This window comes from Pseudomonas sp. NFACC46-3, from assembly GCF_900114515.1.
GTDB classification, from domain to species: domain Bacteria; phylum Pseudomonadota; class Gammaproteobacteria; order Pseudomonadales; family Pseudomonadaceae; genus Aquipseudomonas; species Aquipseudomonas fluorescens_Q.
Window position 1 is genome coordinate 83,039 of sequence record NZ_FOTH01000019.1, and the last position, 15,488, is coordinate 98,526.

The following is a 15,488-nucleotide window of genomic DNA, read 5'->3' on the forward strand; positions in this document are numbered from 1 at the left end:
CGAGGCGGCGCCATGCCCGCCTGAATCAAACCTATTGTCGGAAGTGCACAGACATGCCTGTTGAACCCCTACACATCGATACGCTCGTCATAGGCGCCGGCCAAGCCGGCATAGCCATGAGTGAGCACTTGAGCCGGCAAGGCGTGCCGCATCTCGTGGTGGAGCGAAGCCGCATTGCCGAAGCTTGGCGCACATCACGTTGGGATTCGTTGGTCGCCAATGGTCCGGCCTGGCATGACCGTTTTCCGGGGTTAGAATTCGAGGGACTCGGTCCTGATGACTTCGCGACAAAGGACCAGGTGGCCGATTATTTCGAAGCCTATGCCAACAAGTTCAACGCACCGATCCGTACCGGCGTGGAGGTCAGGAAAGTCGAGCGCAATGTCGGCCGTCCGGGGTTCACCGTTGAAACCTCTGAAGGCTTGATCGAGGCGATCCATGTCGTCGTCGCCACCGGGCCCTTCCAGCGACCGGTGATTCCACCGATTGCGCCGGACATGGCGACGGTCACCCAGCTTCATTCGGCCCAGTACCGTAATCCCCGGCAATTGCCCGAAGGGGCTGTGTTGGTGGTGGGCGCCGGGTCGTCGGGGGTGCAGATCGCCGATGAACTGCAGCGCGCCGGCAAACAGGTCTATCTCTCGGTGGGCGCCCACGATCGTCCGCCCCGGGCCTATCGCAACCGCGATTTCTGCTGGTGGCTGGGCGTGCTGGGCGAGTGGGACGCGGAGGCGGTCCAGCCGGGCAAGGAGCACGTCACTATCGCGGTGAGCGGTGCCCGTGGTGGCCATACCGTGGATTTTCGCCGGCTGGCCCAGGAGGGCATCACCCTGGTGGGGCTGACGAAATCGTTCAATGGCAGCGTGGTGACCTTTGAGCCGAATCTGGCCGAAAACATCGCCCGCGGCGACGAAAACTACCTGGCGCTGCTGGACGCCGCCGACGCCTACATCGCCCGCAACGGCCTGGACCTGCCGATCGAACCTGAAGCTCGTCATCGGCTGCCCGATCCGCAATGCCTGACCCAGCCGATCCTGGAACTGGACCTGGTCGCCGCCGGCGTGACCAGTGTCATCTGGGCCACCGGCTACTCGGTGGATTACAGCTGGCTGAAGGTCGACGCCCTCGGTGCCAATGGCAAGCCTCGGCATCAGCGTGGCGTTTCCAGGGAACCGGGCCTGTATTTCGTCGGCTTGCCCTGGCTGTCGCGACGGGGCTCGGCGTTCATCTGGGGCGTCTGGCATGACGCCCGGCATATTGCCGACCACATCGTGAAGCAACGCATTTATCTCGCCTATCAGGATGCTGCCCAGCGCCAGGCGTCGGCACTCGACAGCGATTCACAGCGTTCGAAAACCAGCCTCACGGGAGTTCGTTGATGCCTACTCACACGCGTATTCGCATGTTCAATACCAAGGACACCTACCCGAACCAGACGCTGGACAACGATCTGTGCCAGGCCGTGCGCGCCGGCAACACCGTCTACGTGCGCGGCCAGGTCGGCACCGACTTCAACGGTCAACTGGTGGGTTTGGGCGATCCTCGCGCCCAGGCCGAACAGGCCATGCGCAACGTCAAGCAATTGCTGGAAGAGGCCGGCAGTGACTTGAGCCACATCGTCAAGACCACGACATACCTGATCGACCCGCGTTATCGCGAGCCGGTGTACCAGGAGGTCGGCAAGTGGCTCAAGGGCGTGTTTCCGATCTCCACCGGCCTGGTGGTCAGTGCCCTGGGCCAGCCGCAGTGGCTGATGGAAATCGACGTGATTGCGGTGATCCCCGAATAAGGAGTGCGGCATGACTTTTTCCATCGTCGGGCGCTGCGCCGAAACTGGCCAGTTAGGCATCGCCATCAGCTCCTCGAGCATTGCCGTGGGTGCCCGTTGTCCCTGGTTGCGAGCCGGCGTCGGCGCGGTGTCGAGCCAGAACATTACGCTGCCGGCCCTGGGCCCGCAGGTTCTCGATGAATTGGCCAGCGGCCTGACCGCGCAAGCGGCGCTGGAGCGGACCCTGGCGCGCAACGGCTACGGCCAATACCGGCAGGTGGCGGTGATCGATGCCGAGGGCCGCACGGCGATTTTCAGCGGCGAGCATACCCTGGGCACCCACAACGCCGTGGCCGGTGAGCAATGCGTGGCGGCTGGCAATCTGTTGGCCAACGCTGCGGTGATCGAGGCCATGGTCACGACCTTCGAGCGGGGCGGTGGTTGTCTTGTGTCACGCTTGATGAGCGCGTTGCAGGCCGGGCAGGCGGCGGGTGGGGAGGCCGGAGCGGTGCATTCGGCGGCGCTGTCGGTGGTCGATGACCTGACCTGGCCCATCGTCGATCTACGGGTGGATTGGGCCGAGGAAAACCCCATCGGCGAGCTGGAAAAACTCTGGCTCGTCTATCAGCCGCAATTGCAGGATTACCTGACCCGTGCGCTCAACCCGACCCTGGCGCCGAGTTATGGAGTGCCGGGTGATGAGTGAGCCGCGCAGTCGCGCGCTGCTTGCCGAGCTGGTGAGCTTTGCCACGGTCAGCCGCGATTCGAACCTGGCCTTGATCGAGTGCGTGCGCGACTACTTGCAAGGGCAGGGCGTGCACAGCGAGCTGATCTACAACGCCGAGCGAACCAAGGCCAACCTGCTGGCGAGCATTGGCCCGGCGGTGCCCGGTGGCGTGGTGTTGTCCGGGCACACCGATGTGGTGCCGGTGGACGGGCAGGCCTGGACGGTCGATCCGTTCTGCCTGACCGAGATGGACGGTAAATGGTTCGGGCGCGGCACGGCGGACATGAAGGGTTACCTGGCCTCGGTGCTCGCGGCGGTGCCGGTGTTCTTGTCCAGCCCGCTTCGGCGACCGGTGCACCTGGCGTTTTCCTATGACGAAGAGGTGGGTTGCCTGGGCGTTCACAGCTTGCTGGAGGTGTTGGTTCGGCGAGTTCCGCAACCGGCCCTGTGCCTGATTGGCGAACCCACCCAACTCCGACCGGTGCTGGGGCACAAAGGCAAGCTGGCGATGCGTTGTCATGTGCGAGGGGCGGCCTGCCATTCGGCCTACGCCCCTTATGGGGTCAACGCCATCGAACAGGCGGCGCGCCTGATCGGGCGGTTGGGCGAGATCGGCGCGCAACTGGCCGAACCCTCGCGGCACGACCCGCGCTTCGACCCGGCGTTTTCCACAGTGCAGGTCGGGGTGGTCCACGGCGGCACGGCGCTGAACATCGTTCCGGCGGACTGCCGTTTCGATTTCGAAGTGCGCGCCTTGCCGGATTTCGATCCCCTCGTGGTGGCTGAGCAATTGCAAGGTTATGCCGAGCAGACCCTGCTGCCGGCCATGCAGGCGGTGGCGGGGGATACGGCTATCCGCTTCGAACCGTTATCGGCCTACCCGGGCCTGGCCACTTCGCCGGACAGCGCGGCCGCCCGACTGGTTGCGCAACTGTGCGGCAGCGACGCGTTCGGCACCGTCGCCTTTGGCACCGAAGGCGGCCTGTTCCATCAGGCCGGGGTGCCGACGGTGGTCTGTGGCCCCGGCAGCATGGACCAGGGGCACAAGCCCGACGAATACGTGAGCGTTGAACAAATGGCCGCCTGCGACCGCTTGATGGATCGACTGGCGAGCTATCTCTGTGAACCCAATGATTGCTGACCGCAAGGTGCCTGAGGAGGACGATTTCAATGGAAGGAGATTCCTCGCGGTCAGCCAGGCGACACCCATGAACAGGCCGACAAGAGCCTTTGCTGTAGACCTTGCCGCCCGTATTTACGGTCACTTTTGAGTCCCGTCACCGGCTCGTGCGGGCGAGCCGGTATTTTCGAGGAACCGCTTCATGTCCAGATCCTTGCGTTGCAATATCGCGTGTGCATTGGCGTTGTTGAGTTCAAGCGTCATGGCCGCGCCCCAGAGCTTGACCGTGATTTCCTTCGGCGGCGCCACCAAGCAGGCCCAGGACAAGGCCTACTTCCAACCTTTCAACGCCAGCGGCGCGGGAAACATCGTGGCTGGCGAATACAACGGTGAATTGTCGAAGATCAAGGCCATGGTCGCCGCCGGCCACACCAGCTGGGACGTCGTCGAAGTGGAGAGCCCAGAGCTGTTGCGTGGTTGCGAGGAGGGGCTGTTCGAGAAGCTTGACCTGGGGCGCCTGGGCGACCCGGCGAACTATGTGCCGGGAGCACTCAATGAATGTGGGGTCGCCACCTACGTCTGGTCGATGGTCCTGGCTTATGACCAGAGCAAGCTCGCCAAGGCACCCAAGTCCTGGGCGGATTTCTGGAACGTTGCCGAGTACCCAGGCAAGCGCGGCCTGCGCAAGGGCGCCAAGTACACTTTGGAAATCGCCTTGCTGGCCGACGGGGTCAAGGCGCACGACGTGTACAAGGTGCTGAACACCCCGGAAGGCGTGTCCCGGGCATTCGCCAAGCTCGACCAGATCAAGCCGAACATCCAATGGTGGGAAGCCGGCGCGCAACCGGCGCAGTGGTTGGTGGCGGGGGACGTGGCGATGAGTGCGGCCTACAACGGACGCATCGCGTCGGCGCAGAAAGAAGGCATGAAGCTGAGCATCGTCTGGCCGCAGAGCCTCTACGACCCGGAGTACTGGGCCGTGGTCAAGGGCACGCCGAACAAGGCCCTGGCCGAGCAGTTCATTGCCTTTGCCAGCCAGCCGCAGACCCAGAAGGTGTTTTCGGAAAACATCCCTTATGGGCCGGTGCACCGCAAGACACTGGCGCTGTTGCCGACGGCGGTACAGGAACAGTTGCCCACCGCCGAGGCCAACCTGGCTGAAGCCCAAGCCGTGGACGCGGAGTTCTGGGTCGACCATGGCGAGGAACTGGAGCAACGCTTCAACGCCTGGGCCGCTCGCTAGAAACATCCCTTGTGGCGAGGGAGCTTGCTCCCGCTGGGCTGCGCAGCAGCCCCAACACCAGGCGCCTCGGTGTATCAGCCTGACCGCGTTCGGCTTGCATGGGGTCGCTGCGCAACCCAGCGGGAGCAAGCTCCCTCGCCACGGGGTTGGTGTTTTACTTACAGGCCGGGGCGGGCAGTTGTGCCTGGCCTGTCGTGGCTCAAGGCAGCCATTGCCTGAACTGTTCCTTGCAGTAGTCGACAAACAACTGCGCCGGCTTGGTAAGGTGCGCGCGCTTGAGCCAGCCTGCCACCAGTGCCGAACCGGTCACGTCCTCGGCGATGTCGACGCACACCAGGTGTTGCCCATCGTAGGTGCAGGTGGAGTGCGGGCGGGTCACCAGTACGGCAAAACCAAAGGACTGGCCGACCATGCCCCGCACCATCTCGATGGACGGCGAGCTGAAGACAATGTTGGGCGCCAGGCCCAGTTCCTCGAAGATGCTCACGAAATAAGTGCGACTGGGTTGCACATCCAGCAGGATCATCGGTTCGAGGGCCAGGTCGCGCAGCGACACCTGGGCCTGGTCGGCGAAGCGATGCCCCACCGGCAACAACGCGTAAGGGCGTTGCGGCGCCGTCAGCGCTTCGGTCTCGATGGTACTGTCGAGGTCGTGTTCATAAAAAATCGCCAGGTCGAAACGCCCCCCCGTGAGGCCTTGCACTAGTTCCTGTTGCTCGCCATCCTGCACGCGGATTTCCACCCCCGGGAAGCGCTCGCGAAAACCCGCGATCAGCCGTGGCAGGTAGAGCGGGGCGACGGTTTCGAAGCAGCCGATGTCGATCTGCCCGCTGACCACATCGTTATCGGCCAGCGCGTTCTGCTCGAACTCCCGGGCCATGCGCAGCAGTTCCTGGGCCTTGCGATAGAAGCGCGCGCCGCCGGGCGTCAGCGATACTCCCTGGGCGTGATGACGAATGAGCAATTGCACACCGAAACTGTCTTCCAAGCCCTTGATGGCGGAGGCGATCGACGGTTGGGCGATGTACAGCTTGCGAGAGGCTTCGGCGACGCTGCCACATTCGACGGTGGTGACGAAGTACTTCAGCTGACGCAAGGAATAGGACGCCACGGCACACCTCGATCCGGATGATTTCTGCCTACCTTACCTTGTGCACGGAGGGCGATGGGCGGGCATTGATGCGGATTTTGCTGGGCAGTGACGATATTCAGGCTGGCTTGGGGACGAGCGCCGGAAAAAACGCCTGCCCAAGGATCGTTGGCAGGCGTCGGGAAAGACCGGCGAAGACCCGAAGGATATCGACGGTGTGCCAGGTTATGTCGAACGGAGGGAACCTCACCGGAATGCTTAAATCGTTGCCCGCAATTCACGTGGCGACAGGCCATAGCGTGAGCGAAAGCGCACCGCAAAACGTGAGGCCGAGGCGTAACCGCAGGCTCCGGCAATTTCACCGATGGGACGAGACGTTGTTTGCAACCATTGCAACGCCGTCGCCAGTCGAACGCCTTCCAGGATGCTCCTGAAACTGTCCCCCTCATTCGCCAGTTGGCGGCGCAATGTCGACTCACCCAGGTTAAGTTGCTGTGCAACGCTCGCCACCGTCCAGTCTCTCTCCGGGCTGCCCATCACCATCTGCTGCACACGTTCGCAAATGGGATCGTTGCGCCCCATCAGCAAAGGTCCGATCTGGCCACCAAGGCACAGGCTCAGAAGAACCGCTTCCCCATAGAGCGTGCGTAATGCGTCCGGGGCGTTCGCATTGATGGAGGCCAACAGCTGATTCCATGCCTGTGTCGTGTGCCTGTCCAGAGGGACGCACAGATCGGTCTTCAGTGCACCGCGACGGCTCATGATCTGTTGGCTATATCGGCTGCTGAAGTTACGCAGTGTCGAGAGGGGAAAGGTGACCGCATCGGCGATGTAGTGACCGTGAGGGCCGGGGAAGTTCGAGATACCAAGCTCGCGTCCGGCCGGCATCAGAATCAGATGTTGCGGCCCCGCGCGCATCTCCCGGTCATCCCATTGCAACAGTTTTTCCCCCTGCCGCACTCGACACAGAGTGGTCGCGAACACCGGTACCCTTGACAAGCTAAGGGGCTGTCGCGCCTGTATGACACACGCATCGATAATGTTTTCCCGGTGCTGTATGCCGTCACAAGCGCGCATCGTTTTTAACGTCCGTAAGTTGAAGTGATCGTCGCTTTGGCCAGGACGTTGGCATTGAGCATGTATCCAACCAAGGCTCCACTGGCCTCACCGTCGAGGGGTAGCTTATCGACTTTCAATGCCCATACGGTGAATTGATAGCGATGGGGCTTATCCCCTACAGGTGGGCAAGCCCCGCCGAATCCTGGCTGGCCATAGTCGGTTCGCCCTTGTACGGCACCGGCAGGCAGGTTCGCTCCCACTCCTCTTGGCAAGCTATTGGTAGAGGCGGGTAGGTTGACCACCGTCCAATGCCACCAACCGCTACCCGTCGGCGCATCGGGATCATAGACCGTGATCGCGTAACTTTTGGTCCCCGCGGGGGCGTTTGTCCAGGAAAGCTCAGGAGACGTGTTGCCACCTTCGCAACCGAAGCCCTGGAACACTTCGCGACTGGTCAGCGGACGGTTGTCAGCAATATCCCGGCTGGTCAGTGAGAAGTCGGCAGCGTATCCACTGAATGCTACGGCCATGGTGAGTGCAGGCAGGAGTGACCTGATTTTCATCGTGATTCCATCTGGGGCTTAAAAGTGAAGCTCGAGTCTAGGATGAACAAAGAGTGGTTACTGTGCCGAAACGCTCGGCCAAAGTGCCGAAATGCTCGATTGACTACCGACCTGTGTTAACCAGGCGCCATTCCAGCACCTGGGCCATTTGAAAGCGGACTCGGTGGCGATGCCGATATCCAGGGACATCTCGTTCATGTTCGCTTCGCGCCGGCTGTTCGTCAGGGGAGGTCTGCAAGGTTATCAAGTGATCGTGCCCGTGAGTGCGGCTTCATGGGCTCGGATACCGAATATTTAGGTGCTATTGATATGCTATTAAGGTATTTAAATTAATATTTTTATAGCTTTAAAGTCGTGATCTTCAGTCTTTTCACCTACTGTGAGGTTCACCAGACCATGGCTTTCAAGCGTTCTGCGCTCACCTTGTTGGTTTCCCTGGCGGCCACTGCGCTGCTCAATCCCTTGGCCCATGCCGAGGGCAAGATCAGCATCGCCCAGCAATTCGGTATCGGCTACCTGATCCTGGACGTGGTGCGCGACCAGCAGCTCATCGAGAAGCATGGCAAGGCCCAGGGCCTGGATATCAAAGTGGACTGGAACAGCATTTCCGGCGCGACGGCGATGAACGAGGCCTTGCTGACCGGCGCCCTGGATGTGGTGTCGGCGGGCGTTCCGCCGATGCTGACGATCTGGGATCGGACCCGCGGCAAGCAGAACGTCAAGGCCATCGCCTCGCTGGGGTCGATGCCCAACTACCTGCTGACCAACAACCCGAACGTGAAGAGCCTCAAGGACTTCACTCACAAGGACCGGATCGCTGTCCCGGCTGCGGGGGTCGGATTCCAGTCGCGCACGTTGCAGATCGAAACCGCCAAGGTGTTCGGCAACGATCACTTCAAGAAATTCGACGACATCTCGGTCAGCCTTCCGCACCCGGATGCGACGGCGGCGCTGATCGCCGGTCAGTCGGAGATCAATTCACACTTCTCCAGCCCACCGTTCCAGTACCAGGCACTGCAAAGCCCCAATGTGCACAAGGTGCTCAGTTCCTATGATGTGCTGGGCGGGCCGGCGACGTTCAACGTGCTCTACACCACGGAAAAATTCCACGACGAAAACCCCAAGACCTACAAGGCGTTCTACGATGCCTTGGTGGAGGCGCAAGGCATCATCAAGGCCGACAAGCCGGCCGCTGCCCAGATCTACATCCGCGTTGAACAGTCCAAGTTGCCGCTGGCGCTGGTGGAAAAAATCGTCACCGACCCCGAAATCGACTTCACCGTCGTTCCGCAACGCACCTACATCTATGCTGAAAAACTGCATGAACTGGGCGTGTTGAAAAACAAGGCCGACAGCTGGAAGGACTATTTCTTCGAAGAGGCCCATGCCGACGCCGGCAGCTGAATCCGGGCCGATTATCCGTTTTCGGCACAATTGCCCGACCGGCCCACGGGGCGGAATGGAACTTGCCTGAGCTTTGACCCGTAAGCCCTGGAATCATCAAAGGTCGGGTCAATGAACAACTCCAACATGGCGCAGCCAGCGGTCTCGTGGGACCTGTTGCCGACGCTGCCGATCAATCGGTTCCGCACCGCTGACATCGATGAGCACGCCCGCAACATGGGGGGTTGGCAGGTCTGCTATGACCAGTTGACCCCCGGGCGTTTCGACGGTGAGTTGATCGAGTTCCGCTCGGACTGGATGCAACTGGTGCGCGACCGCTCTAATCAGGCCATGACCAAGCAAGGCATGGCCTGGGAGGGCGCCATCACCTTCAGCGTGCCGCTGAGTGCCGATGGACCGGTCTTTTGCTCCGGGCACCCGATTATCGAGCCCAGCCTGTTGGTCGCCCGCGGCCAAAACCTGCCCGAGCTGCGCACCCCCCAGCATCTGGATCTGCTCGGTGTCGCCATCGACGAGCAGGCGTTGGAACATGTGCTGGAGCGCCAAGGCAGTCGCTTTCGAATTACCGATCTTCCCAAGTGTTACCGTCTTGGCAATTCGACGCTGCCCGCCGAGCTTGCGGCGTTGTTCGATGAGCTTGAAGGGGGCGAGCAGGGGCGTGATTCGTTGCTGGGGTACGAGTCGATTCGCCGGGGCCTGCGGGACACGGTGATGTTGCACATATTGGAACTGGTGGCGCCTGACGAAGCGCCGCCGCTCAGCCCCACGGCGCGCAAACGCATGGTCGACCGCGCCCGGGAATATGCCTTGACTCATGTCGATGAGCCGCTGTCGATCCTCGACCTGTGCAATCACATCGGTGCCAGCCGACGCAAACTGCAGTATTGCTTCCAAGAGACCCTGGGCATCAATCCGGTGGCTTATCTGCGGGCGTTGCGCCTCAATGCGGTGCGCCGTGAGCTGCGCAATGGCGATCAGGTGCTGGGTGTGCAGGAGGTGGCGGCACGCTGGGGGTTCTGGCATTTGAGTCGGTTTTCCAGTGATTACAGGACCCTGTTCGGCGAAACCCCATCACACACCTTGCGTCGCACGCATCTGTGCTGAAAACGGATAACGGCTGACCGACCGGCTCCCTAGGATGACCCCGACACCACATGGTCGGAGGGGCATTCGATGCACCAAAACAAAAAAACAAACACCTGGCACTGTACGTGGTTAACCCTGGGGCTGATCGGTGCCTGCACCGCTGCCCATGGCACCGAAAACGGCGCACCGACCACGGCGGTCGGGGTCTATGATTTCGGCGCCGGCATGATGCCGCCGGCCACGCCCTTCGGCACTGTCGGCCTGCGCACCGCGTTCTATTCGGCCAACGTGCAGAAAGATCGCCACGGCAAGTCCGTGGACAACAATTTCTCCCTGGATGTCTTGTCCATCGGCGTTGCCTATATGCGCATGACCGATTACACCGTGCTGGGCGCCAAGTATGGTTTCGGCGCCGTCGTGCCGTTTTTCCAGATGGACGCTTCGCTACAGGTGCAGACCCCTGTCGGTCCGCTGGACCTTGCGGCCGACCCGTTTCGCCTGGCTGATATCCAGGTGCTGCCGGTTATCCTGCAATGGACCCTGTCGCCGAACCTGTTCGTCAATGCCCAGTTCCAGATCCAGGCCCCCACCGGCGACTACGACAAGGATCGCTTGATCTCGCCGGGCCTCAACCACTGGACCTTCTCGCCGATCCTCAACGCCACCTACATCTCCGACAGCGGCTTCGAGGTGTCTTCGAGCTTTGAGGCCGACATCAACACCCGCAACCACGCCACCGACTACAAGAACGGCGTCGAATACCGCCACGAGTTCGCCGTGGGTCAACACGTTGGCCCTTGGACGGTGGGCGTGGGCGGCTATTACTACCGGCAATTCACCGATGACGATGCGCCGGGCCTGGAGGCGGGCAATCGCGCCCGGGTGTTGGCGGTCGGGCCGGCGGTGAGCTACTTCAAGCCCGGCATTCCACCGGTGTGGCTGCATGTCTACAAGGAGCTCGATGCGCGCAACCGCGCCGAGGGCTATACCGCGGCGCTGCGTATTTCCCACAGTTTCTAGAAGGGGCTCGTCATGAACCAATCAAGTTCCGCTTCAACGGCGGCCACCCCATCGCGCCAGGCCAGTTGGCGCGAAGGCGCAGTACTGATGCTGGGCAGCAGCCTGACGATCATGGGGGCGGTGATGGTCACGCCGATCCTGCCCCGGTTGGGTGCCGAATTCGGTCCCTTGGAACCGCGCGCCGATCTGTTGGTGCCGTTGGCAATCACCGGTCCGGCCCTGGCGATTGCCGTGTGCGCGCCGTTGGCTGGCTGGTTGGCCGACCGGGTTGGCCGTAAGGCTTTGCTGGTGATTGCCACGGTGCTCTACGCCTTGCTCGGTGCATTACCGGCGCTGCTCGATAACCTGCCTTCGATTGTCGGTGTGCGGCTGTTGTTCGGGTGCACGGAGGCGGCGGTGATGACCTGCTGCGCGACGCTGATCGCCGACTATTGGCAGGGCGAGGAGCGGTTGCGTTACGTCAACCGGCAGGTGGTGACCATCGGCCTGGTGGGGGCGCTGTTTTTCGTGGTGGGCGGTGTGCTCGGCGAGCACTCGTGGCGTGCGCCATTCCTGTTGTATCTGCTGCCACTGCTGCTGGTGCCGGCCATGATGAAAGTCCTCTGGGAACCGCCGGTGACGAAGCAGCAGAAGGTCGAGCAGCGCGTCGATGAGTCGGCTCCGGCCAAGGTCGCCGTGCTGCCACTGCTGGTCGGCTACCTGATGATTCTGGGCGGCATGGTCTTGACATTCATCATGCCTATCCAGGCGCCGACGTTGTTGGTCAGCCTGGGCGTCACCTCCAGCACGCTGATCGGCCTGGCGGCGGGGCTGAGCCTGTTGGCGACCTTGGGCGGTTCGCTGATGTGGCCGTTGCTGCGCCGTCGCTTCGGCATCGCCGGTTGCAACGCATTGTTGCTCGGCTTGATGGGCCTGGGGCTGTGGTTGCTGATGCGCGGACAAAGCTACAACGCTGTGCTGGTGGCGGTGTTCATCCAGGGCCTGGGGGCCGGGTTGCTGGTGCCCAATGTGATGGCGCCGGTGATGAATGCCTTGACCGCCAACACCCGCGGCCGGGGTTTGGGCGGGTTTACCTCGTGTCTGTACGTCGGCCAATTCGTCAGTCCGCTGGTGGTGGCGTCGGTGGTTGTCTTCGCCGGTGACCTGCGTCACGCCATCCAGTGGCTGGCCCTGGCCAGTTTTGCCTTGGCACTGCTCTGGGTCATTGCCGGCCTGCGCGCAAGGGGCCAGGGGCAGGCGAGCACCGTCGGATCACATCAATCGTCGTGACATAAGGAATCTGAAACATGGGTATGCAAGACATCCACCATCTGATGGACAGTGAAGACGCCACGGCGCTGGCCGAGTGGGTCAGGCGTGGCGAGATTCAGCCCGGCGAACTGCTGGAAACCGCCATCGAGCGCCTGGAGCGGGTCGAGCCGCAGCTCAATGCGGTGGCCGAGCGTTTGTACGATTCGGCCCGGCAAGCCGCGCGCACGCCACAGGTTGGCCAAGGCTTGCTGGCCGGTGTGCCAACCTTGATCAAAGACCTGTTTTCGCCGGTCCACGGCGCGGCGATGACTAACGGCTCACGCGCACTGGGCGACTTCCGGGCGGATTTCGAATCGGAAGTCGTGACGCGTCTGCGTCGTGCCGGATGTCAAGTGATGGGCACCAGCACTTCGCCGGAGTTCGGCACCTCGTACTCCACCGAGTCCGCGCGCTTCGGCGCCACCCGCAACCCCTGGAGCACCGACCACAGCGCCGGTGGCTCCAGCGGTGGCGCGGCGGCGTTGGTGGCGGCCCGGGTGGTGCCGTTCGCCCATGGCAACGACGGCGGTGGTTCATTGCGGGTGCCGGCGTCTTGCTGCGGTGTGTTCGGGTTCAAGCCCAGCCGTGGCCTTATGCCGTCGGGGCCGATAGTGGGCGAGGGCTGGGCGGGGATGGGCACGCCCCATGCGATTACCTTGTCGGTGCGCGACAGTGCGGCGCTGCTGGACGCCACCGCCGGGAGGGACCTGGGGGCGCCCTATGCCGCGCCGGTCCAGGCGTTGCCGTATGTGATGGCGGTGCAGGCTGATCCCAAGCCGTTGCGCATTGCTCTGGTCGAGCAACTCGAGCCTTGGCCTACGTCACCCCAGAGCCTTCAGGCGGTGGGCGAGGCCGCGCGGTTGTGCGAGTCCCTGGGGCACCGTGTCGAACCGGTGAGCCTGCCGGTGGGATTGCTGGAGTTTCTCGACCACGTGTTCACCATCATTGGCGCCAGCTCTCGTCACTATGTCGACCTGCTGGGCCAGATGCGTGGGTTTGCCGTGCAGGCCGAAGAGCTGGAGGTGCGCACCCGGATCATCTTGCGGGACAAGGGCAACGTCAGCGGCGCCCAATATGCCGCGGCGGTGGAATGGATTCATGCCCTCGGCCGGCGGTTGGCGGTGTTCATGCAGGATTATGACGTGATCCTGAGCCCAGTCCTGACCCGTGAACCGGTGCTGATTGGCGAGCTGGATCTGCAGGATGTGTGCATGAGCCTGGATCAATTGATCGAGCGCTACCACAGCTATTCGCCATTCACTGCACTGTTCAATGCCAGCGGCCAGCCGGCGATGTCCGTGCCGTTGTCCTGGAGCGCCAATGGCCTGCCGATGGGGGCGCATTTTGCCGGTCGCTTTGGCGAGGAAAACACTTTGCTGGCCCTGGCCGCCCAACTGGAGCGCGCCCAGCCCTGGCGTAGCCGAGTTCCACCGGTCAACGCCTGTCGGCGGTGAAACTGGGAGCCTGCTCGCGAAGGCGTTGGGTCAGTCGGCATCATGGTTGACTGATAGTCCGCTATCGCGAGCAAGCTCGCACACAAACGGGATTTTTGCGGGTAGGGCTCTGGGGTTGTTACAGAGCCCTTGAAGGTCAGTAGCGGATCATCACCGACTTCAGTTCGGTGTAATCATCAATGAATGCACTGCCGAATTCACGGCCTATTCCTGAAGATTTACTGCCGCCAAAAGGCACCGCCGGGTCGAGCAGGGTGTGCATGTTCACCCATACCGTGCCGGCTTCGATGGCGGGAACCATGCGCAGGGCTTTGCCCAGGTCGTTGGTCCAGAGACTGGCGCTCAGGCCGTAGGGCGTGTCGTTCATCAGCTCCAGCAGTTCCTCTTCACTGTCGTAAGGGAAGAACGTGGCGATCGGGCCGAAGGTTTCTTCGTTGAGCAGGCTGTCGTCGCGGCGATTGGCGAGGATGATGGTCGGCTCCACATAGCAACCGGGTCCATCGATCAGCTTGCCGCCGTGGACGATGGTGTTGTTCTGTGCGCGGGCCTTGGCGAAGAATTCCGCGAGTTTGCGCTGGTGCTGGCGGTTGGTCACCGGGCCGAATTCGGTGCGTTCGTCCAAGGGCGAGCCGATGGTGAGTTTGCTCAGGCGCTGCGCCAGTTTGTCCATGATCGACTCGATCTGCGAGCGATGAACAAAGAACCGTTCCGCTGCTGCACAGATCTGTCCCGAATGCAGAAAGCCGGCCTCGATGATGCCGTTGACCGCCACCTCGGGATCGATATCACGCAGGAACCCCGCCGCATTCTTCCCGCCCAGTTCCAAGGTTGCACGGGTCAACCCGGCGCCCATGGCCGCTTGGCCCACCGCCAGGCCGGTGGGCACGGAACCGGTGAATGAGACCTTGTTGGTGCCTGGGTGTTCGATCAGCCCTTTGCCCACTTGGCCGCCGCCGGTCAACACATTCAGGGCACCGGCCGGAAGGCCGGCCTCGATGGCCAGTTCAGCGATGCGCAGGATGGTCAGCGGGGTGAACTCGCTGGGCTTGATGATGATGCTGCAACCGGTCACCAGGGCTGAGGCCAATTTCCAGATGGCGATCATGGTGGAAAAATTCCACGGTACGATACCGACCACCACTCCGACCGGTTCGCGCAAGGTGAATGCGGTATAGCGTTCGCCAGCGAAGGAGGGCAGTGATGGGGTGATCGTCTCGCCGTTGATCTTGGTCGCCCAGCCAGCGTAGTAGCGCAGGAAATGTGCGGCCTGGTCGACTTCGAAGGCCCGGGAGACGTGGATGATCTTCCCCGACTGGCAGGTCTCGATCTGCGCCAGCTCTTCGCGGTTGCGTTCCAGCAGGTCTGCCAACTTGAGCAGCACATGGCCGCGGACCGCGGGTGCCGTTTGGGACCACTGCTTGAAGCCGCGGCGGGACGACTCCACCGCCACATCAATGTCGCCGGAAGTGGCGTCGCTGACCTGGGCGATGACTTGGCCGTTGGCAGGATTGACGACGTCAAGTGTCTGGCTGCTCTGGCTTTCGACGTAGCCACCGTCGATGAACAGGGCGTGATGTTTGCCGAGGAAGGCTTCGACCTGAGGCAGCAGGGCAATATCGCTCATGAGGGTTTCCTGATCACGAATAGGGAAAGCCCCGAGGGTA

At 62.2% G+C, this 15,488-nt stretch carries 14 protein-coding genes; 10 read left to right on the forward strand and 4 right to left on the reverse strand.

All coding sequences use genetic code 11. The annotated features are described in order from the left end of the window. The first annotated feature begins 53 nt into the window (after nucleotides 1-53). The 5 genes from BM300_RS18990 to BM300_RS19010 all read left to right on the forward strand — a co-directional run bounded on the left by BM300_RS18990 (nucleotide 54) and on the right by BM300_RS19010 (nucleotide 4,858). On the forward strand, nucleotides 54-1,379 hold the full coding sequence (locus BM300_RS18990; protein ID WP_092463609.1) for a flavin-containing monooxygenase: 1,326 nt from the start codon (nucleotides 54-56) through the stop codon (nucleotides 1,377-1,379). After that, complete coding sequence (locus BM300_RS18995) at nucleotides 1,379-1,789, forward strand: RidA family protein (RefSeq protein ID WP_003201555.1); 411 nt, start codon at nucleotides 1,379-1,381, stop codon at nucleotides 1,787-1,789. Before BM300_RS18990 ends, BM300_RS18995 begins: the two co-directional genes overlap by 1 nt. A 10-nt stretch (nucleotides 1,790-1,799) precedes the next feature. Further along, the gene (locus BM300_RS19000; RefSeq protein WP_092345014.1) at nucleotides 1,800-2,474 is read left to right on the forward strand and encodes a DUF1028 domain-containing protein; all 675 of its coding nucleotides are present in this window, start codon (nucleotides 1,800-1,802) and stop codon (nucleotides 2,472-2,474) included. Continuing rightward, a complete protein-coding gene (gene argE, locus BM300_RS19005; RefSeq protein ID WP_092463612.1) occupies nucleotides 2,467-3,636 on the forward strand; it encodes an acetylornithine deacetylase in 1,170 nt (389 codons plus the stop codon). Before BM300_RS19000 ends, argE begins: the two co-directional genes overlap by 8 nt. A 241-nt stretch (nucleotides 3,637-3,877) precedes the next feature. Next, entirely contained in the window at nucleotides 3,878-4,858 is a 981-nt protein-coding gene (locus tag BM300_RS19010) for an ABC transporter substrate-binding protein (RefSeq protein WP_371856933.1), read from the forward strand. Nucleotides 4,859-5,057: 199 nt separating this feature from the next. On the opposite strand, the gene BM300_RS19015 is transcribed toward BM300_RS19010, so the two are convergent. The 3 genes from BM300_RS19015 to BM300_RS19025 form a co-directional block, all read right to left on the reverse strand. Then, nucleotides 5,058-5,969 (reverse strand): LysR substrate-binding domain-containing protein, encoded by a 912-nt coding sequence (locus BM300_RS19015; RefSeq protein ID WP_092345018.1) that lies wholly within the window; start codon nucleotides 5,967-5,969, stop codon nucleotides 5,058-5,060. Between the two features lie 237 nt (nucleotides 5,970-6,206). Next, nucleotides 6,207-7,025 (reverse strand): helix-turn-helix transcriptional regulator, encoded by an 819-nt coding sequence (locus BM300_RS19020; protein WP_063321404.1) that lies wholly within the window; start codon nucleotides 7,023-7,025, stop codon nucleotides 6,207-6,209. 5 nt (nucleotides 7,026-7,030) lie between these two features. Then, nucleotides 7,031-7,570: a kinase inhibitor gene (locus BM300_RS19025; protein ID WP_092141300.1), complete on the reverse strand. Its 540-nt coding sequence runs from the start codon at nucleotides 7,568-7,570 to the stop codon at nucleotides 7,031-7,033. 396 nt (nucleotides 7,571-7,966) lie between these two features. Here BM300_RS19025 and BM300_RS19030 point away from each other — a divergent pair, with 396 nt between their 5' ends. The 5 genes from BM300_RS19030 to BM300_RS19050 all read left to right on the forward strand — a co-directional run bounded on the left by BM300_RS19030 (nucleotide 7,967) and on the right by BM300_RS19050 (nucleotide 13,824). Beyond that, nucleotides 7,967-8,974 (forward strand): ABC transporter substrate-binding protein, encoded by a 1,008-nt coding sequence (locus tag BM300_RS19030; protein ID WP_092463656.1) that lies wholly within the window; start codon nucleotides 7,967-7,969, stop codon nucleotides 8,972-8,974. A gap of 111 nt (nucleotides 8,975-9,085) precedes the next feature. After that, entirely contained in the window at nucleotides 9,086-10,078 is a 993-nt protein-coding gene (locus BM300_RS19035; RefSeq protein ID WP_092463615.1) for a helix-turn-helix domain-containing protein, read from the forward strand. 69 nt (nucleotides 10,079-10,147) lie between these two features. Continuing rightward, a complete protein-coding gene (locus tag BM300_RS19040; RefSeq protein WP_092463617.1) occupies nucleotides 10,148-11,080 on the forward strand; it encodes a SphA family protein in 933 nt (310 codons plus the stop codon). Between the two features lie 12 nt (nucleotides 11,081-11,092). Beyond that, nucleotides 11,093-12,349: an MFS transporter gene (locus BM300_RS19045; protein ID WP_092463620.1), complete on the forward strand. Its 1,257-nt coding sequence runs from the start codon at nucleotides 11,093-11,095 to the stop codon at nucleotides 12,347-12,349. Nucleotides 12,350-12,366: 17 nt separating this feature from the next. Continuing rightward, a complete protein-coding gene (locus tag BM300_RS19050) occupies nucleotides 12,367-13,824 on the forward strand; it encodes an amidase (RefSeq protein ID WP_092463621.1) in 1,458 nt (485 codons plus the stop codon). Nucleotides 13,825-13,960: 136 nt separating this feature from the next. Here BM300_RS19050 and BM300_RS19055 read toward each other — a convergent pair whose 3' ends face one another. Continuing rightward, entirely contained in the window at nucleotides 13,961-15,448 is a 1,488-nt protein-coding gene (locus BM300_RS19055; RefSeq protein ID WP_092463624.1) for an aldehyde dehydrogenase family protein, read from the reverse strand. Between the last annotated feature and the right edge of the window lie 40 nt (nucleotides 15,449-15,488).